This window comes from Burkholderia catarinensis, assembly GCF_001883705.2.
GTDB classification, from domain to species: Bacteria; Pseudomonadota; Gammaproteobacteria; order Burkholderiales; family Burkholderiaceae; genus Burkholderia; species Burkholderia catarinensis.
This window is the reverse complement of sequence record NZ_MDEQ02000029.1, coordinates 1-19516: the sequence shown is the minus strand read 5'-3', so window position 1 is coordinate 19516 and position 19516 is coordinate 1. Positions and strand designations below refer to the sequence as shown.

16 protein-coding genes are annotated in these 19516 nt (G+C 66.6%); 14 read left to right on the top strand and 2 right to left on the bottom strand.

Annotated elements, in window-relative coordinates:
* Window positions 1-18: 18 nt before the first annotated feature.
* The 7 genes from hflK (at window position 19) to BFF94_RS31605 (ending at window position 7988) form a co-directional block, all read left to right on the top strand.
* On the top strand, window positions 19-1341 hold the full coding sequence (hflK, locus tag BFF94_RS31635) for an FtsH protease activity modulator HflK (RefSeq protein WP_128841885.1): 1323 nt from the start codon (window positions 19-21) through the stop codon (window positions 1339-1341).
* 14 nt (window positions 1342-1355) lie between these two features.
* Window positions 1356-2255, top strand: coding sequence for a protease modulator HflC (gene hflC / locus BFF94_RS31630; protein WP_128841886.1), 900 nt, complete (start codon window positions 1356-1358; stop codon window positions 2253-2255).
* Between the two features lie 36 nt (window positions 2256-2291).
* Window positions 2292-2483: a DUF2065 domain-containing protein gene (locus tag BFF94_RS31625; protein ID WP_128841887.1), complete on the top strand. Its 192-nt coding sequence runs from the start codon at window positions 2292-2294 to the stop codon at window positions 2481-2483.
* 101 nt (window positions 2484-2584) lie between these two features.
* Window positions 2585-3733, top strand: coding sequence for an ATP phosphoribosyltransferase regulatory subunit (locus BFF94_RS31620; RefSeq protein WP_128841888.1), 1149 nt, complete (start codon window positions 2585-2587; stop codon window positions 3731-3733).
* Between the two features lie 113 nt (window positions 3734-3846).
* Window positions 3847-5193 carry an adenylosuccinate synthase gene (locus BFF94_RS31615; RefSeq protein ID WP_128841889.1) on the top strand — a complete coding sequence of 449 codons (1347 nt, stop codon included), beginning with the start codon at window positions 3847-3849 and terminating at the stop codon, window positions 5191-5193.
* A 7-nt stretch (window positions 5194-5200) separates the two neighbouring features.
* Window positions 5201-5797, top strand: coding sequence for a phosphoribosyltransferase (locus BFF94_RS31610; protein ID WP_162285528.1), 597 nt, complete (start codon window positions 5201-5203; stop codon window positions 5795-5797).
* A 274-nt stretch (window positions 5798-6071) separates the two neighbouring features.
* Complete coding sequence (locus BFF94_RS31605; protein ID WP_128841890.1) at window positions 6072-7988, top strand: potassium transporter Kup; 1917 nt, start codon at window positions 6072-6074, stop codon at window positions 7986-7988.
* A gap of 105 nt (window positions 7989-8093) precedes the next feature.
* Here BFF94_RS31605 and BFF94_RS31600 read toward each other — a convergent pair whose 3' ends face one another.
* Window positions 8094-10418, bottom strand: coding sequence for a Tex family protein (locus BFF94_RS31600; protein WP_219140246.1), 2325 nt, complete (start codon window positions 10416-10418; stop codon window positions 8094-8096).
* A gap of 160 nt (window positions 10419-10578) precedes the next feature.
* Here BFF94_RS31600 and BFF94_RS31595 point away from each other — a divergent pair, with 160 nt between their 5' ends.
* The 3 genes from BFF94_RS31595 (at window position 10579) to yoaA (ending at window position 13902) form a co-directional block, all read left to right on the top strand.
* Entirely contained in the window at window positions 10579-11307 is a 729-nt protein-coding gene (locus BFF94_RS31595) for a hypothetical protein (RefSeq protein WP_128843336.1), read from the top strand.
* A 77-nt stretch (window positions 11308-11384) separates the two neighbouring features.
* The gene (locus tag BFF94_RS31590) at window positions 11385-11600 is read left to right on the top strand and encodes a YdcH family protein (protein WP_128843335.1); all 216 of its coding nucleotides are present in this window, start codon (window positions 11385-11387) and stop codon (window positions 11598-11600) included.
* A gap of 55 nt (window positions 11601-11655) precedes the next feature.
* Window positions 11656-13902, top strand: a complete 2247-nt coding sequence (gene yoaA, locus BFF94_RS31585; RefSeq protein ID WP_219140227.1) for a DNA repair helicase YoaA — start codon at window positions 11656-11658, stop codon at window positions 13900-13902.
* A 120-nt stretch (window positions 13903-14022) separates the two neighbouring features.
* On the opposite strand, the gene BFF94_RS31580 is transcribed toward yoaA, so the two are convergent.
* Window positions 14023-14847 (bottom strand): outer membrane protein assembly factor BamD, encoded by an 825-nt coding sequence (locus BFF94_RS31580; RefSeq protein ID WP_128843334.1) that lies wholly within the window; start codon window positions 14845-14847, stop codon window positions 14023-14025.
* Between the two features lie 41 nt (window positions 14848-14888).
* Here BFF94_RS31580 and BFF94_RS31575 point away from each other — a divergent pair, with 41 nt between their 5' ends.
* From BFF94_RS31575 to BFF94_RS31560, 4 genes are all read left to right on the top strand, one after another.
* Window positions 14889-16097 carry an RluA family pseudouridine synthase gene (locus tag BFF94_RS31575; RefSeq protein WP_128843333.1) on the top strand — a complete coding sequence of 403 codons (1209 nt, stop codon included), beginning with the start codon at window positions 14889-14891 and terminating at the stop codon, window positions 16095-16097.
* Window positions 16098-16103: 6 nt separating this feature from the next.
* Window positions 16104-16943 carry a peptidoglycan editing factor PgeF gene (pgeF, locus tag BFF94_RS31570; RefSeq protein ID WP_219140226.1) on the top strand — a complete coding sequence of 280 codons (840 nt, stop codon included), beginning with the start codon at window positions 16104-16106 and terminating at the stop codon, window positions 16941-16943.
* A gap of 360 nt (window positions 16944-17303) precedes the next feature.
* Window positions 17304-19169 (top strand): class I poly(R)-hydroxyalkanoic acid synthase, encoded by a 1866-nt coding sequence (gene phaC, locus BFF94_RS31565; RefSeq protein WP_128843332.1) that lies wholly within the window; start codon window positions 17304-17306, stop codon window positions 19167-19169.
* A gap of 98 nt (window positions 19170-19267) precedes the next feature.
* The coding region (locus BFF94_RS31560; RefSeq protein WP_504740296.1) for a thiolase family protein at window positions 19268-19516 on the top strand (249 nt) is incomplete at its 3' end.

The following is a 19516-nucleotide window of genomic DNA, read 5'->3' as shown; positions in this document are numbered from 1 at the left end:
TCTGGTGAACAAACTCTGGTGAACGAATACAAAGAGCGGAGTACCTGGCGGCGGATGCGCGCCTTGCTGTCGATCAACGATCCCCGCTGGGGACGCGGCGAAGGCAATGGCAAAGACGGATCCCGTCCCCGTGCAAATGAATCGAAACGTCCGCAAGGCGGCGATGGCGATGGTCCGCCCGATCTCGACGAGATGTGGCGCAACTTCAACCGGCGCCTGAGCGGCCTTTTCGGCGGCAAGGGCGGCAACGGCTTCCGTCCCGACAACGGGCGGGCCGCGCGGGTCGGCGTCGGCATCGTGATCGGCGTGCTGGTCGCGGTCTATGCAGGCAGCGGACTGTTCGTCGTGCAGGACGGCCAGACGGGCGTCGTGCTGCAACTCGGCAAGCTGTCGGGCACGGTCGGCCAGGGCGTGCACTGGCGTGCGCCGTATCCGTTCGCGTCGCACGAGATCGTCGATACGTCGCAGGTCCGCTCGATCGAGATCGGCCGCAACAACGTCGTGCGTCTCGCGAACGTGAAGGAAGCGGCGATGCTGACGCGCGATGCCGACATCGTCGACGTGCGCTTCATCGTCCAGTACCGGATCCGCTCCGCGACCGATTACCTGTTCCGCAGCGCCGATCCCGAGCGCAGCGTATCGCAGGCCGCACAGGCCGCGGTGCGTGCGATCGTCGGCACGCGCAGCGCGGCCGACATCCTGAACCAGGATCGCGACGCGCTGCGTGAGCAGCTTTCCGCCGCGATCCAGCGCGATCTCGACCGTTACCAGTCGGGGCTCGAGGTGACGGCTATCACGATGCAGAGCGTCGCGGCGCCCGAGCAGACACAGGCCGCCTACGCCGAAGTCGCGAAGGCGCGCGACGAGCGCGAGGGCGCGAAGCGCGCCGCGCAGGCGTATGCAAGCGACTTGCTGCCGAAGGCGCAGGGCAATGCCGCGAAGCTCGTCGACGAAGCGAAGGCCTATGCCGATCGCGTGGTCACGGTGGCCGAAGGCGATGCCGACCGCTTCAAGCAGGTCTATGCGCAGTACTCGAAGGCGCCCGCGGTGATCCGCGAGCGGATGTACCTCGAGACGATGCAGGAAATCTACTCGAACGCGACGAAGGTGTTCGTCGGCAACAAGGGCGGCAGTACCGTCGTGCTGCCGCTCGACAAGCTCGTCGAGCAGGGGCGACAAAACGCCGCGGCGCCCACCGGTGCATCCGCACCCGATGCGGCGTCGGCACCGGCGGCAGCCGTACCCGCGAGCGCGGCACCGGCCGCCGCCGCGTCGGGCGTCGACGTGCTGCGATCGCGCGAAGCGTTTCGCAGCCGGTCGCGTGAAGACGATCTGAAGTAACGGGAGCGCAGAACATGAACCGAATCATTGCGCTCGTCGTCGCAATCGTGATCGTTGCCTTCGCGGCGTCCTCGACGGTCCTCACCGTCGATCCGCGCCATACGGCCGTGCTGTCGGGCCGCGACGGCGCGCAGCCGGAGCTTGCGGGCCCCGGCATCCATTTCAAGTTGCCGCCGCCGCTGCAGACGGCCACGCTGATCGACACGCGGCTGCAATCGCTCGAGTCGTCCGATCCGCTGCAACTGGCCACGGAAGACAAGCACGACCTGCTCGTCGCCTATGCGGTGAAGTACCGGATCAGCGATCCGATGAAATATTTCACGGCGACCGGTGGCGACCCGGCGGCAGCCGCCGAACGTCTGACCGGCACGCTGAAGAGCGCACTCGGCGACGCGTTCGGCAAGCGCGCGCTCGACGACGCCCTCGGCGGCCAGCGTGCGATCGCCGATGCGGCCCGCGACGCGGCGAAGGCGAAGGCGTCCGGTTTCGGCGTCGACGTGGTCGATGTCCAGCTAACGCGCGTCGATTTGCCGGCCGCGCAGGCGGATGCCGTCTATCAACGGATGATCGCTGCGCTGCGCGACCAGGCGGCGCAGGTGCATGCGCAAGGCGCGGCCGACGTCGAGCAGATCAAGGCCGACGCCGAACGCGAACAGCAGGCCGTGCTCGCGAACGCCTACAAGTCCGCTCAGACGATCAAGGGCGAAGGTGACGCGAAGGCCGCAACGATTGCCGCCGATGCGTTCGGCCGCGATCCGCAGTTCTATCAGTTCTACGCGAGCCTGCAGGCCTACCGGAACACGTTCAAGCGCAACGACATCATCGTCGTCGATCCCGACAGCGAGTTCTTCCGCTTCATGCGCAGCCCGACGGGCGGTGCCGCACCGGCGGCGCCTGCTCCCCGCAAACACTGACCTTGGGGTGCCGCGTCGAGCGGCGCCGTCGCTCGCATGAACCTGGCTGGCTCGTTGTTGCTCGCAGTGGCACTGATGCTGATCATCGAGGGGGCGTTCCCCTTCGTGTTTCCCGTCGCCTGGCGCGACACGTTTCGTAGAATAGCTGAGCGGCCGCCGCATCATATCCGGATCGGCGGGCTGATCGTGATGGCGCTCGGGCTCGTGCTGCTGCTGCTCGCCACTTGATCCGGACGGCGCATCCGCCGTTCGTTCCGCCCGATTCCGAATTTCCGATTCATATCGCGGCGCGCGTGTCGCGCGCTGTTTCCCGTCGTAGGACCGTACCGATGTCGACCTGGTTACTTCCCGAGAATATCGCCGACGTGCTGCCGTCGGAAGCGCGCAAGATCGAGGAGCTGCGCCGCAGGCTGCTCGACCGCTTCCGTTCGTACGGCTACGAAATGGTGATGCCGCCGCTGCTCGAGTATCTCGAGTCGCTGCTGACGAGCGGGGGCGCGGATCTGCGCCTGCGCACCTTCAAGCTGGTCGACCAGCTGTCGGGCCGCACGCTCGGCCTGCGCGCGGACATCACGCCGCAGGTCGCGCGGATCGACGCGCACCTGTTGAATCGTCAGGGCGTGACGCGCCTCTGCTATGCGGGCCACGTGATGCATACGCGCCCGCGCGGCCTGCACGCGACGCGCGAGCAGATCCAGATCGGCGCCGAAATCTACGGGCATGCCGGGCTGGAAGCCGATCTCGAGATCCAGCAACTGATGCTCGATGCGCTGCATCTCGCGGGCCTGTCGCGCATCCGTCTCGACCTGGGCCATGCGGGCGTGCTCGCGGCGCTGCTGGCCCGCGATGCGCAGGCCGCCGAGCGCGGCGAGTCGCTGTATGACGCGCTGTCGGGCAAGGACGTGCCGCTGCTGAACGAACTCACCGACGATCTTGGTGCCGATACGCGCGCAGCGCTGCGTGCGCTGCCGAACCTTTACGGCGACGCGAGCGTGCTCGCCGAGGCGCGCGCGCGGTTGCCGGTGCTGCCCGAAATCACGCGGGCGCTCGACGATCTGGCGCAGCTCGCAGCGCAGGCGAACGGCGCCGAAGTCGCGATCGACCTCGCCGACCTGCGCGGCTACGCGTACCACAGCGGCGCGATGTTCAGCGCCTACATCGACGGCGTGCCGAACGCGATCGCGCGCGGCGGCCGTTACGACCACGTCGGCCAGGCGTATGGCCGTGCCCGTCCGGCAACGGGCTTCTCGCTCGACCTGCGCGAGCTCGCGCGAATTTCCCCGGTCGAGGCACGTGGCACGGCGATTCTCGCGCCCTGGGCACAGGACGACGCGCTGCGTGCGGCCGTCGCGGCGCTGCGCGATGCGGGCGAGGTCGTGATCCAGGCGTTGCCGGGCCACGACCACGTGCTCGACGAGTTCGCATGCGATCGCTCGCTCGTCGAGCGCAATGGCGCATGGGTGGTCGAACCCCGATAAACAGGGGTTCGCGGGCCGTGCTTCGACGTGCATATCGTTGAAGCGAAACGGAAAAAATCGGAATCGCCCGCGAACATAGGTAGAATACGTTTTTAACCAGCTAACGAATCAACATGTCTGCCAGCGCAGTGAACGTGACTCCCGGGCGCAATGTCGTCGTCGTGGGAACTCAATGGGGTGATGAAGGCAAGGGCAAGATCGTCGACTGGCTGACGGACCACGCTCAGGGCGTCGTGCGTTTCCAGGGCGGCCACAACGCCGGCCACACCCTCATCATCGGCGGCAAGAAAACGATCTTGCGCCTCATTCCGTCGGGCATCATGCGTGAAGGCGTCGCCTGCTACATCGGCAACGGCGTCGTCCTGTCCCCCGAAGCACTGTTCAAGGAAATCGGCGAGCTCGAAGAGGCCGGCGTGAATGTGCGCGACCGCCTGTTCATTTCCGAAGCCACGACGCTGATCCTGCCGTACCACATCGCGATCGACCAGGCGCGCGAAGCACGCAAGGGCGCGGGCAAGATCGGCACGACGGGCCGCGGCATCGGCCCCGCGTACGAAGACAAGGTCGGCCGTCGCGCGCTGCGTGTGCAGGACCTGTTCGACGCGAAGACCTTCGCCGACCGCCTGCGCGAAAACCTCGATTTCCACAACTTCGTGCTGACCCAGTACCTGGGTGGCGCGGCCGTCGACTTCCAGGCTACGCTCGACACGATGCTCGGCTATGCCGACCGCCTGAAGCCGATGGTGGCCGACGTGTCGCGTCGCCTGTACGACGCGAACAACGCGGGCCAGAACCTGCTGTTCGAAGGCGCGCAGGGCACGCTGCTGGACATCGATCACGGCACCTATCCGTTCGTCACGTCGAGCAACTGCGTCGCGGGTGCGGCGTCGGCGGGCGCGGGCGTTGGTCCGCAGAAGCTCAACTACATCCTCGGCATCACGAAAGCCTATTGCACGCGCGTCGGTGCGGGCCCGTTCCCGAGCGAGCTGTACGATGCGGACAATCCGCAGCGCCAGGACCAGGTCGGCGTCACGCTCGCGAACGTCGGCAAGGAATTCGGTTCGGTCACCGGCCGTCCGCGCCGCACGGGCTGGCTCGATGCGGCCGCGCTGCGCCGCTCGATCCAGATCAACGGCGTGTCGGGCCTGTGCATGACGAAGCTCGACGTGCTGGACGGCCTCGACGAGGTCAAGCTGTGCGTCGGCTACAAGATCGACGGCAAGGATGTGGACATCCTGCCGCGCGGTGCCGCCGATGTGGCCCGTTGCGAGCCCGTGTACGAAACGTTCGCCGGCTGGAAGGAAAGCACCGTCGGCATCAAGGCGTGGGACGCACTGCCGGCGAACGCACAGGCCTACCTGACCCGTGTCCAGGAAGTGGCCGGCGTGCCGGTCGACATGGTGTCGACGGGCCCGGACCGCGACGAAACGATCCTGCTCCGCCATCCGTTCAAGGTGTAATTGCCAGATGACGCAGCAAATTTCGATGACGGCGGCAGACTTGATGACCGATCCGCGCAACGACGACAAGAACCTGTGGGTAGGCTGGGACGAGTACCACCGTCTGATCGAGCTGCTGGCGCTCGAGGTGCATGCGTCGGGCTGGAAGTTCGACCAGATCCTGTGCCTCGCGCGCGGCGGCCTGCGCGTCGGTGACCAGCTGTCGCGCATCTACGACGTGCCGCTCGCGATCCTCGCGACGAGTTCGTACCGGGAAGCGGCCGGCACGGAGCAGGGTGAGCTCGACATCGCACAGTACATCACGATGACGCGCGGCAATCTTGCGGGCAACGTGCTGCTGGTCGATGATCTCGTCGATTCGGGTGTCACACTTGCGCGCGTGCAGGAGCACCTGAAGGAGCGCTATCCGTCCGTGACGGCCGTGCGTTCGGCCGTGCTCTGGTACAAGGGGTGCTCGAAGGTCAAGCCCGACTATCACACGCAGTATCTGCCGACGAATCCGTGGATTCATCAGCCGTTCGAGGAATGGGACACGGTTCGTCCGCACAACCTCGAGGCGTGGATCAAGCGCGGTCGCGCTCAGCGCGACGGTTCGGGCGCGTAAGCGGCCGGCCGATCGAAGGAAAGCCTTGTACGGCGCCGCTTGCGGCGCCGTTTTTCATTGGGGCGCAGCGTGCGCCGCGCGGCGGGCCTCGCGTCTCCGGTAGGCAGACGGCGCTGCCCCGGCTATGATGGCAGCCCTGCCACAGCTCGCGCCGGATTGCATGCGCAGCGTGGATCACGTGGTTCCGCGGCAACAGAGCAGGGCGGCGTTTCACGGGGGCGCGAGTAGAATAGCGCTCGTTTTGTCCGACCCGGACCCGATTATTACGCTTCATATGAACGACACGATCCACGCGACCGACGCTGTACACTCGCCGCATTCGACGCAACAACACTCGATGCGGGCGCTAGCGATAGCAGCCATCGGCGTCGTGTTCGGCGACATCGGCACCAGCCCGCTGTATTCGCTCAAGGAGGCGTTCAGCCCCGCACACGGCATTCCGCTCACCGAAGCGTCGATTCTCGGCGTCATTTCGCTGCTGTTCTGGGCAATCATCCTGGTGGTCGGCGTCAAGTACCTGCTGTTCGTGATGCGGGCAGACAACAACGGCGAAGGCGGCGTGCTCGCGCTGATGGCGCTGTCGCTGCGGCCGCTGAATTCAAAATCCCGCGTGACGGGCGCGCTGATGGCGCTCGGGATATTCGGCGCGTGCATGTTCTACGGGGACGCGGTGATCACACCGGCGATCTCGGTGATGTCGGCGGTCGAAGGTCTCGAAATCGCGACGCCTCACCTGTCCCATCTCGTGCTACCGATCACGATCGTGATCCTGATCGCGCTGTTCTGGATCCAGCGTCACGGCACCGCGCTGGTCGGCAAGCTGTTCGGCCCGATCATGGTGCTGTGGTTCATCGTGATCGCGGCACTCGGCGTGTACCATATCGTCCGCGTGCCGGGCATCATCGCGGCAATCAATCCGTATTACGCGGCGTCGTTCATGGCCGATCACCTGCTGCAGGCCTACGTCGTACTAGGCTCGGTCGTGCTGGTGCTGACCGGCGCGGAAGCGCTCTACGCGGACATGGGCCACTTCGGTGCGAAGCCGATCCGCCTCGCCGCATACGGGCTCGTGATGCCGTCGCTCGTGCTGAACTACTTCGGCCAGGGTGCGCTGCTGATCCAGAATCCGAAAGCGATCGAGAACCCGTTCTTCCTGCTGGCGCCGGAATGGGGGCTGCTGCCGCTCGTCGTGCTGTCGACGGTCGCGACCGTGATTGCGTCGCAGGCCGTGATCTCGGGCGCGTACTCGCTGACGTCGCAGGCGATCCAGCTCGGTTACGTGCCGCGCATGAAGGTGCTGCATACGTCCGAACTCGCGATTGGCCAGATCTACGTGCCGGTCGTGAACTGGCTGCTGCTGTTCGTGATCCTCTGCATCGTGGTCGGCTTCAAGAGCTCCGACAATCTCGCGGCCGCGTACGGCATCGCGGTGACGGCGACGATGGTGATCACGACCGTGCTTGCCTGCGTCGTGATGGTGAAGGTGTGGAACTGGAACCGGCTGCTGGTCGGCGCGATCATCACGGTGTTCCTCGTGATCGACCTCGGCTTTTTCGGCGCGAACCTGCTGAAGGTCGCGCAGGGCGGCTGGCTGCCGCTCGGCATCGGTGCGCTGCTGTTCTTCCTGCTGATGACCTGGTACAAGGGGCGCCACATCGTCAAGGAGCGCACGGCAGCCGACGGCATTCCGCTCGAACCGTTCCTGCAGGGGCTGCTCGCGCATCCGCCGCATCGCGTGTCGGGCACCGCGATCTACCTGACCGGCAACGACAAGCTCGTGCCCGTCAGCCTGCTGCACAACCTGAAGCACAACAAGGTGCTGCACGAGCGGACCATTTTCCTGACGTTCGTCACGCGCGACATTCCTTACGTGCGCGACGACAAGCGCCAGAGCTCGCGTGATGCGGGCGGCGGGCTGTATATCGTCAAGGCCGAGTATGGCTTCAACGAGACGCCGGACGTGAAGGCGGTGCTCGAGGAATTCGGCCGCGCGCACGACATGACGTTCGAGCTGATGGACACGTCGTTCTTCCTCGCGCGCGAAACGGTCGTGCCGACGCATCTGCCCGGGATGTCGATCTGGCGCGAGCGCGTGTTCGCGTGGATGCACCAGAATGCCGCGAAGCCGACCGACTTCTTCTCGATTCCGGCGAACCGCGTCGTCGAGCTCGGTACGAAGATCGAGATCTGACCGGGCGCGGCGCGCGGGCCGCCTGGTCGCGCGCCGTGTCGCCGAAGCAATAAAAAGCCCGCCTTCCGGCGGGCTTTTTTTCGTGCGTCGACGGCTTTCGCGTGCTCAGCGCTTCAGCTTCGCGAATGCCGCGGCCATCGCGCCGGCCGGTTCCGGCTCACGCGAACGCTGCGGGCGGGCGGCGCCGCGCCCCGCGTTGCCGCGCTCCTGGCCGCTGCGCGACGACATGCCGGGTGCTGCCGCGTCGTCGTCGAGGCGCATCGTCAGCGCAATGCGCTGGCGCTTCACGTCGACGTCGAGCACCTTCACCTTGACGACCTGGCCGGCCTTCACGACTTCGTGCGGGTCCTTGATGAACTTCGTCGACATCGCGGACACGTGGATGAGGCCGTCCTGGTGGACGCCGATATCCACGAATGCACCGAAGGCGGCGACGTTCGTCACGACCCCTTCGAGCGTCATGCCCGGTACGAGATCCGACACCTTCTCGACGCCTTCGCGGAACGTCGCGGTCTTGAATTCCGGACGCGGATCGCGGCCCGGCTTCTCCAGTTCGGACAGGATGTCTCGCACGGTCGGCAGGCCGAAACGTTCGTCAACAAATTCGGCCGGGGACAGGCCCGACAGCGCTTCGCGGTTGCCGAGCACATCGTCGATGCGCTTGCTGATCTTCGCGAGCATCCGTTCGACGACCGGATAGGCTTCCGGGTGCACCGACGAGCGATCGAGCGGATTCTCGCCGCCGTTGATGCGCAGGAAGCCGGCGGCCTGTTCGAACGTCTTGTCGCCGAGGCGCGGCACCTTGCGCAGGTGCTCGCGCGACGGGAACGGGCCGTTCGCATCGCGATAGTCGACGATGTTGCGCGCGAGCGTCGCGTTCAAGCCCGACACGCGCGCGAGCAACGGGGCAGACGCCGTATTCGCGTCGACACCGACCGCGTTCACGCAATCCTCGACGACCGCGTCGAGCGAGCGGGCGAGTTCGCGCTGGTTGACGTCGTGCTGGTACTGGCCGACGCCGATCGCCTTCGGCTCGATCTTCACGAGTTCGGCGAGCGGGTCCTGCAGGCGGCGCGCAATCGACACGGCGCCGCGCAGCGTCACGTCGAGGTCCGGGAATTCCTTCGCGGCGAGCTCGGACGCCGAGTAGACCGACGCGCCGGCTTCCGACACGACGATCTTCTGCAGGCGCAGTTCCGGGTGTTTCGCGATCAGTTCGCTCGCGAGCTTGTCGGTTTCGCGCGATGCGGTGCCGTTGCCGATGCTGATCAGTTCGGCCTGCGTCTGCGCGGCAATGCGCGCGAGTTTCGCGATCGAGCCGTCCCAGTCGCGGCGCGGCTCGTGCGGGTAGATCGTATCGGTTGCGAGCACCTTGCCGGTACGGTCGACGACCGCGACCTTCACGCCCGTGCGCAGGCCGGGGTCGAGACCGATCACGGCCTTCGGGCCGGCCGGCGCCGCCAGCAGCAGGTCGTTCAGGTTGCGCGCGAACACGCGGATCGCTTCGGTTTCGGCCGTTTCGCGCAGTTGCGTGAGCAGTTCGTTCTCGATATGCGGCTGCACCTTCACGCGCCAGCACCAGCGGCATGCGTCGGACAGCCATTTATCGGCCGGGCGGTTCTGGTTCGCGATGCCGAAATGGCGCGCGATCATCGCCTCGCCGGGATGCGGCACCTGCGCGTCGAGCTCTTCGCCGAGGCCGAGCTTGATCGTCAGCACGCCCGCGTTGCGGCCGCGGAACAGTGCGAGTGCGCGATGCGACGGGACGGTCTTGATCGTTTCCGCGTAGTCGTAATAGTCGCGGAATTTCTCGCCTTCCTCGTTTTCCTTGCCCTCGACGACGACCGACGACACGACGCCCTGGTTGTGCAGGTAGTCGCGCAGCTTGCCGCGCAGCTCGGCCGTCTCGCCGAACTGTTCGGACAGGATGTCGCGCGCGCCGTCGAGCGCGGCCTTCACGTCGGCAACGCCCTTGTCGGCGTCGACATACGCGGCCGCCTCGGCCTGTGGGTCGAGCAGCGGGTTCGCGAGCAGCGCCTGCGCGAGCGGCTCGAGGCCGGCCTCGCGGGCGATCTGCGCACGCGTGCGCCGCTTCGGCTTGTACGGCAGATAAAGGTCTTCGAGCACCTGCTTGCTGTCGGCCGCGTCGATCGCGGCGCGCAGTTCGTCGGTCAGCTTGCCCTGTTCGTCGATGCTCGACAGGATCGCCGCGCGTCGATCCTCGAGCTCGCGCAGATACAGGAGGCGTTCCTCGAGCTGGCGCAACTGCGTGTCGTCCAGGTTGCCGGTCACTTCCTTGCGGTACCGGGCAATGAACGGAACGGTCGAGCCTTCGTCGAGGAGTTGCACGGCCGCCGCGACCTGGCGCGGCTGGACGGACAGTTCGGTGGCGATGCGCTGTACGATCTTGAGTGCTACGGTTTCCGTCATGTCGTGGATGATCTGCATGCTGAAATCGCGGCGCGGGCCGGCAGGCCCTGAGCGGCGGGCTGCATGGCGGGCCCGACGGGCCAGATGCCGCGGGTGAGTGAAGCGGGGCATTTTGCCATAAATGGCGGAGCGTCCAGCCGGGGGTGATAGAATTTGACACATGTCCCGCAGCTTTCCTACGACGTTGCCAACTTCCCGCATTTCTCTCGTCGCGCTCGGCGCAGCGCTCGCCGCGGCTTTGTCTGCCGGGCCTTCCGGCGCGTTCGCGCAGGCCTCGGACGCAACCGCGCCTGTGGCGGCTTTCGCCGCGCCGGATTTCGACGCCCGTCAAAAAGTGCTCAATCAACGCTCCGCGGAAAACGATTATCGTTATGCGGTGGCCGAGCACGATTGCTACAGCAAATTCTTCGTCAATCACTGTCTCGGCAAGGCGCGCGACCAGATGCGCGACGAGCGGGCGAGCATCCGCCAGGAGCAGCTCGCGCTCAACGACGAGCAGCGTGCGGTGCGCGCGCAGCAGCGCGACCAGCAGCAGGCGCTGAAGCAGGCGCAGAATGCGGCTGAAGCGCCGCAGCGCGCGGCGAACGAAGCGGCAAACTCGGCGGCATTCCGCGACAAGCAGGAGCAGAATGCTGTGAAGCAGGCGCAACGCGGCGCGGAAGGGCCGCAGCGCGCGGCGAGCAAGCAGGCATACGACCAGAAGCAGGCCGACTTCCAGCACAAGCTCGATCAGGCGCACCAGCAGGCGGCGCAGAAGGCGCAGGAGCGGGCGGACAATGCCACGCGCTACGAGCAGAAGCAGAAGGAAGCCGTGCAACACAAGGCCGATGTCGAGCGGCGTCAGCGGGAAGCGGCCGAGAAGGCCAAGCAGCAACAGCAGGGGCAGTAACGTGTTGGATTGATCCGGAATCAGTCTCGTGCGCGCTGGCACGCCAGCCGGCGCGCTGCTTCGATGAGGAGGCAAGTATGCAAAACCGTCACACGGAACAGCAGCAGGAATTGCAAAACCGTTTGGCTGCATTGCAGGAGCAGCACCAGCAGCTCGCTCGGGAGATCGAGCTGAAGGAAGGACACTCCGACATCGACGACATTACGCTGCACAGGCTGAAGAAGGAAAAGCTGGCGGCCAAAGACAAAATCATTTTGCTGCAATCGCAGCTGGAACCGGATAAGCGCGCCTGAGCGCGGCCTGGCAAGCGCCGGTGCCGCCCGGGCGCTGGACACAGGAACGCTTGCCTTGAATTCACCGCTTGAAGCCACCCCCGATGCCCGGCGTGACGCGTCGTCCGCCGGGCGCGCCCGTGCGCCCGAAGGCACCTTCGAGCTGAGCCGCAAGCGCGTCGACGAACTCGACACGATCTTCGGCGACGGCGGGTTGCTGGCGCGCGCACTCGACGGCTATCGGCCGCGTACGTCGCAGATCGAGATGGCACGTGCTGTCGCGTCCGCGATGGAAGCGTCGGCGCGCCGGATGCCCGAGCCCGAGATCTTCGAGACCCGCAAGCGGCCGGCGCGCCGCCTCGGCGACGGCGACAAGACGGCCGAACCGGGCGCGGACGCCGTCGCGGCGGCCGAGTCCGACAGCGACGCAGGCGACAACACGCTGATCGTGGAAGCCGGCACAGGTACCGGCAAGACCTATGCGTATCTCGTGCCCGCGATGCTGTGGGGCGGCAAGGTGATCGTGTCGACCGGCACGAAACACCTGCAGGACCAGTTGTTCCAGCGCGACATTCCGACCGTGCGCAACGCGCTCGCGGTGCCGGTGACGGTCGCGATGCTGAAGGGGCGCGCAAACTACCTGTGTCACTACTACCTGCAACGCACGGCCGACAACGGCCGGTTGCCGTCGCGGCAGGACACGGCCTATCTGCAGGAAATCGTCCGCTTCGCAAAGCTCACGAAGAGCGGCGACAAGGCCGAGCTCGCGAGCGTGCCGGAAACGGCGCCCGTGTGGTCGATGGTCACGTCGACGCGCGACAACTGCCTCGGCCAGGAATGCCCGCATTACAAGGAGTGCTTCGTGATGCAGGCCCGGCGCGAGGCGCAGCAGGCCGACGTCGTCGTCGTCAACCATCACCTGTTCTTCGCGGACATCATGCTGCGCGACACGGGGATGGCCGAGCTGCTGCCGAACGCGAACACGGTCATCTTCGACGAGGCGCATCAGTTGCCGGAAACGGCGACGTTGTTCTTCGGCGAGACGCTGTCGACGACGCAGATCCTCGAGCTCGCACGCGACACGGTGGCCGAAGGCCTGAGCCATGCGCGTGACGCGGTCGAGTGGGTGAAGCTCGGCGGCGATCTCGAACGCGCGGCGCGCGACTTGCGCCTCGCGTTCGCGAACGACCAGATCGTACGCATGTCGCTCGCGCAGCTTGGCGACGATCACCCGATGTTCGGCGCGCTCGACGCGCTCGAGGCCGCGCTCGACGCGCTCGCGTCGGCGCTCGCGAGCCAGGCCGAACGAGCGGAATCGCTCGGCGCCTGCCTGCGGCGCGCACGCGAGCTGCAGGACCTGCTGGCCGGCTGGGTCGCACCCGGCGCGGCGGAAGCGGCCGCGAAGGTCGACGCAGCGGCCGGCGACAAGGCGGCATCCGACGGCGATCCGAACGAGAAGGTGCGCTGGGTCGAGGTGTTCGCGCATACCGTCCAGCTGCACGAAACGCCGCTGTCGGTCGCGCCGATCTTTGCAAAGCAGCGCGCGGGCGTGCCGCGTGCATGGGTGTTCACGTCGGCCACGTTGTCGGTGCGCGGCGATTTCACGCACTACGCGGCTCAGATGGGCCTCAACTCGCGTCGCTCGATGACGCTTGCGAGCCCGTTCGACTACCAGGCGCAGGGGCTGCTGTACGTGCCGCGCAACCTGCCGCAACCGTCTTCGCCGGCGTTTACCGATGCCGTATTCGATGCCGCGCTGCCGGCGATCGAGGCGTCCGGCGGCGGCGTGTTCATGCTGTGCACGACACTGCGCGCGGTCGACCGGATCGCGTCGAAGCTGCGCGACGTGATCGAATCGCGCGGCTGGAACACGCCGCTGCTCGTGCAGGGCGATGCGAGCCGCACCGAGCTGCTCGACCGCTTTCGCGCGTACGGCAATGCGATCCTGGTCGGCAGCCAGAGTTTCTGGGAAGGCGTCGACGTGCGCGGCGACGCGTTGTCGCTCGTGGTGATCGACAAGCTGCCGTTCGCACCGCCGGACGATCCGGTGCTGGCCGCGCGGCTCGATGCGCTGACGAAGAAGGGCTTGAGCCCGTTTGCCGTGCACCAGTTGCCGCAGGCCGTGATCACGCTGAAGCAGGGCGCGGGCCGGCTGATTCGCGCGGAGACGGATCGCGGCGTGCTGATGATCTGCGACACGCGGCTCGTCGACAAGCCTTACGGGCGCCGGATCTGGCAGAGCCTGCCGCCGTTCAAGCGGACCCGCGAGATCGCGGTCGTCGAGGACTTCTTCGAAGAGCGTCGGACGGAAAAGCGCACGTGACGGCGCGCGCGGAGATTGCCGCGCGAGTTCGCCTGCGCCGCGTGAATGCGGCGCCAAGAAAAAACCCGGCTCGATGGCCGGGTTTTTTCTTGGTGCAACGGGTGTCGCGTCGCGCGTTCGTCAGAACTGCCACCACGACTTCTTCGCGCCGGGGCGTGAGTGGCCCGTGACGTACGGGCTGTCGGGGAACGTGCCCGCGAGCACGCGTTTCGTGTCCTCGGCGAGTTGCGGCTGGTCCAGCTTGCCGTACGACAGGATCATGATGTGCAGCGCGTCCTCGATCGCCGGTGCACCCTTGTAGTCCTTGATCGCGAGCTGTGCGCGGTTGATGGCCGCGACATACGCGCCACGCCGGTAGTAGTAGTCGGCCGCGTGCACTTCGTGCGACGCAAGCGCGTTCACGATGTAGCGCATCCGCGCGGCGGCGTCGGGTGCGTACTTGCTCTTCGGGAAGCGGTCGACGACGACCTTGAACGCATCGTACGATTCGCGCAGCGCCTGCGGATCGCGCTCGCTCATGTCCTGGCCGGAGAAGCGCCCGAACAGGCCGAGATCGTCGTTGAAGTGGATCATCCCCTTCAGGTAGTACGCGTACGGGATATCCGGATGATCGGGGTGGAGCTGGATGAAGCGATCGACGGCCTGGTCGGCGGCTGCCGCTTCGTTGTCCTTCCAGCTGCAGTATGCAACGTTGATCTGTGCCTGTTGCGCGAAATGGCCGAACGGATCGCGGCCTTGCAGCGATTCGAAATATTTCGCGCACTTGCCCCAGTCGCCGCCGGACAATGCGTCCTGGGCCTCTGAGTATAATTTGTTGTTCGACCAGGTAGCCGTCTCGTCCTGCTTCTGCGGCAAGCCGTGGCAGCCGGCGATGAGGGCCGCGGCCGCTACCGCCGCAGCCCGGGCGGCGACGGTTCTGGCCGTACGTTTGGTCGAATTCATCATGCTCGCATGTCCTAGCTTCAAGTCTCGGTGACCCAGTCTAAATGACCCGTTCAAGTTCGCAGAATGCCCAGCCGGGCACACCAAATCGCGAAGATTATAGCCCAAGCGATCGGCCCGCCGACGCTGCCTCGGGGGATTCCCTCGATGACGATCTGACCGGCGACGCGATTCAGCCGCCCATTGTGCCGTCCGCGGCGGCCGATGAAGCGCCGCGCATCGTCGCAGTGCCGCCGTCGCTCGCGGGCGAACGCCTCGACAAGGCGCTCGCGCAACTGTTCCCCGAATTCTCCCGTAGCCGCCTGCAGAGCTGGATCGAGGCGCAGCGCGTGCTGGTCGACGGCGCGCCGGCGAAGATCCGCCAGCCGGTGCCGCTCGGCGCGACGATCGAGCTCGTGCCCGACCTGCTTCCCGAGCAGCTCGCGTTCACGCCGGAGCCCGTGCCGCTCGACGTCATCTACGAGGACGACGCGCTCGTCGTCATCAACAAGCCGGCGGGCCTCGTCGTGCACCCGGCCGCCGGCAACTGGAGCGGCACGATCCTCAACGGCCTGCTGCACCGCTACGGCGACGCGGCGGCCGGCCTGCCGCGCGCGGGGATCGTCCACCGGCTCGACAAGGAAACGTCCGGCCTGATGGTGGTGGCGCGCACGCTGGCCGCGCAGACGGATCTCGTGCGCCAGTTGCAGGCCCGTACGGTGAAGCGTCGCTATTTCGCGCTCGTGTGGGGCACGATGCCCGAGGAAGGCACGATCGACGCGCCGATCGGCCGCGACCCGCGCGAGCGCACGCGCATGGCCGTCGTCACGGGCGCGTCGGGCAAGCCCGCCCGCACGCATTTCCGCACGGTTGACACATGCCTGTGGCAACGTCAGCCGGTTTCGGCGATCCAGTGCGACCTCGAAACCGGCCGCACGCACCAGATCCGCGTGCATTGCGCGCACGCCGGGCACCCGCTGCTCGGCGATCCCGTCTACGGGCGCGCACGCGGCAAGCGCTCGGTCACGCCGCTGCCGGACGGGTTCGCACGACAGGCGCTGCATGCATGGCGGCTCGGCCTCGTGCATCCGGTCACGGGCAAGGCGATCCAGTGGCGCTGCCCGCTGCCGGACGACATGAACGCGCTCGTCGCGGCGCTCGGCTTCGGGCAGGGCGACGAGGAATTCGACGACGACGACGGTGTCTACGACGATGACGATTTCGGCGGCGAGTATCACGACGACGAGCCGTATCCGGACGACGAGGAGGAGTGAGTGCCGATGACGAACCTGGCGCCGTTGACGTGGCAGGACTGCGTGCAGCCCGACTGGCAGGTGTCGCCGCGCGTGCGCGCGCTGATCACGACGCGCGACGGCGGTGTGAGCGAAGGCCCGTACGGGCGCTGGCAGGGCGGCACCGCGCTGCCGGGCGGAATGAATCTCGGCCTGCATACCGGTGACGATCCGGCGCATGTCGCCGGGAATCGCGCGAGCTTGCTCGCACTGGCAGGCCAGTCGGGCGCCGCTTGGCTCGAGCAGGTCCACGGCGCGCAAATCGTGCGCGCGGACGAGGTGATCGCGGCGGCGCCCGCGGCTGCGGCGCCGGTGCAGGCCGACGCGAGCGTCACGGATCGGGCCGGCGCCGTCTGCGTCGTGATGGTCGCGGATTGCCTGCCCGTGCTGTTGTGCGATGCACAGGGCCGGGCGGTCGGCGCCGCGCATGCGGGCTGGCGCGGGCTCGCGGCCGGCATCGTCGAGCAGACCGCGACGCGGGTCGCGGCGCTCGCGGGCGGCGCGACGGACACACTGCATGCGTACCTCGGGCCGGCGATCGGCCCGCAGGCGTTCGAGGTCGGCGCCGACGTGCGCGACGCGTTTCTCGACACGGCCCCGCAGTCGGAGCATGATGAAACCCGGCTTGCGTTCGTCGCGATCGACGGCGCGCCCGGCAAGTTCCTCGCCGATCTCTATGCGCTCGCGCGCCTGCGTCTCGCGCGTGCGGGCGTGGCGCATGTGAGCGGCGGGACTGCCTGCACGGTCGCCGAACACGCACGCTTCTATTCATACCGGCGCGATCGCGTGACGGGCCGCATGGCGGCGGCGATCTGGTTGGCCGATTGACGAGAAGCGCATGCGCGCGTGGTTTGTTGCGCCGCGAAATCGGGTTATCTCGATATTTAGACGGCAATGCGGCGTTGCATGCGCGGCTGAATGATAAATTGCGAAGTCAAGTCAGTAAAAATGTTTTATGTTTTGCCAGAACCCTTGTCCCGTCTGTTGCACGCGGATTATCTCCGTGCGGAAATGTTCAGTGGTTTGACATGGCGCTTCACATGGGGAAAACGATAATGATAAAAATACCGCACTGCGGCAGAATCTGGAGACGCCTCTCCAGAGCATGACGGCCCGGCTCGCAGCCGGCGCGCCGCGCGCGAGCAGGATTTCACGATTGACGCTCACGAATCACCGGTAAGGCAGGTAATGACAGCATCGAAAAATTCGTCGACGTCCGCTCAGGCGGGCACTTCCGCAGGCAGCACCGGATTCGATCCGGCCGCCCAGCCGATGCAGCAGATGTTCGAGTCGTGGTTGAACGCATGGCGCGGTTTTGCAGATCCGGCGCGCGCCGCGACTGCATCGGCCACCGTGAATCCGTTCGCGACATTCCAGTTCCCGACGTCGTTTCCGTTCCAGGTGCCGTCGATGCCCGATTTCAGCGGCATGGCGTCGCCGTTCGCGGGGCTGAAACTGCCGGTTGCCGCGATTCCGCCCGAGCGGCTCCAGACGCTGCAGGCCGACTACGCGCGCGATTGCATGACGCTGATGCAGCAGGCGGCCGCCGCGAAGCTCGAGTCGCCCGAACTGAAGGACCGCCGCTTCAGCGGCGATGCATGGAAGGCGTCGCCCGCGCATGCGTTCGCGGCCGCCTGGTATCTGCTCAATGCGCGCTATCTGCAGGAACTGGCCGACGCGCTTCAGACCGATACGAAGACGCGCGAGCGCATCCGCTTCACGGTCCAGCAATGGACGGCCGCCGCAGCGCCGAGCAACTTCCTCGCGCTCAATCCCGACGCCCAGAAGTCGATTCTCGAGACGCAGGGCGAAAGTCTGCGGCAGGGGATGATGAACCTGCTCGGCGACCTGCAGCGCGGCAAGATTTCGCAGACCGACGAATCGCGGTTCGTGGTCGGCAAGAACCTCGGGTGTACCGAAGGCGCGGTCGTCTACGAGAACGACCTGATCCAGCTGATCCAGTACACGCCGAAGACGGACAAGGTGTTCGAGCGGCCGCTGCTGATCGTCCCGCCGTGCATCAACAAGTTCTACATCCTCGATCTGCAGCCCGAGAATTCGCTCGTCGCGCATGCACTGTCGAGCGGCCATCAGGTGTTCCTCGTGTCGTGGCGCAACGCGGATGCTTCGGTCGCGCACAAGACGTGGGACGACTACATGAACGAAGGGCTGCTCGCGGCGATCGATGCCGTGCAGCAGGTCAGCGGCCGCGAGCAGATCAATACGCTCGGCTTCTGCGTCGGCGGCACGATGCTCGCGACCGCGCTGGCGGTGCTCGCCGCGCGCGGCGAACATCCGGCCGCGTCGATGACGCTGCTCACCGCGATGCTCGATTTCACCGACACGGGCATTCTCGACGTGTTCGTCGACGAAGCGCACGTGCAGATGCGCGAGCAAACCATCGGCGGCAAGAACGGCACGCAACCGGGGCTGATGCGCGGCGTCGAGTTCGCGAACACGTTCTCGTTCCTGCGGCCGAACGACCTCGTGTGGAACTACGTCGTCGACAACTACCTGAAGGGCCGCACGCCCGCGCCGTTCGACCTGCTGTACTGGAACAGCGACTCGACGAGCCTGCCTGGCCCGATGTACGCGTGGTACCTGCGCAATACCTATCTCGAGAACAAGTTGCGCGAGCCGGGCGCGCTGACCGTGTGCGGCGAATCCGTCGACCTGTCGCTGATCGACGTGCCTACCTTCGTCTACGGCTCGCGCGAGGATCACATCGTGCCGTGGCAGACGGCCTACGCATCGACGTCGATCCTGTCGGGCCCGCTGAAGTTCGTGCTCGGCGCGTCGGGTCACATCGCGGGCGTGATCAATCCGCCGGCGAAGAAGAAGCGCAGCTACTGGGTCAATGACAGCGATCTGCCCGAATCCGCGGACGACTGGTTTGCCGGTGCGACCGAGCAGCCGGGGAGCTGGTGGACGACCTGGGTCGAGTGGCTTGACCAGTATGGCGGCCGCAAGGTGGCGCCGCCCGCCCAGCCCGGTTCCGCGCAGTTCCCGGCGATCGAGCCGGCGCCGGGGCGTTACGTGTTGCAGCGCGATTGACGAAAACCGGACAGCGGCGCACGCTGTCCGGTGCACCGCAGTTTTTTAACAGGGCCGGTAACGATGCGCCGTGTCGTGCGGGCCTGGAGGAAAGGGAAATGACGGACGTAGTGATCGTATCGGCCGCGCGGACCGCGGTCGGCAAATTCGGCGGCTCGCTTGCGAAGATTGCGGCGCCGGAGCTGGGCGCGACGGTGATCCGCGCGGTGCTGGAGCGTGCGGGCGTGAAGCCCGATCAGGTCAGCGAAGTGATCATGGGCCAGGTGCTGACGGCCGGCTCGGGGCAGAACCCGGCGCGGCAGTCGCTGATCAAGGCCGGGCTGCCGGCGGCAGTGCCGGGGATGACG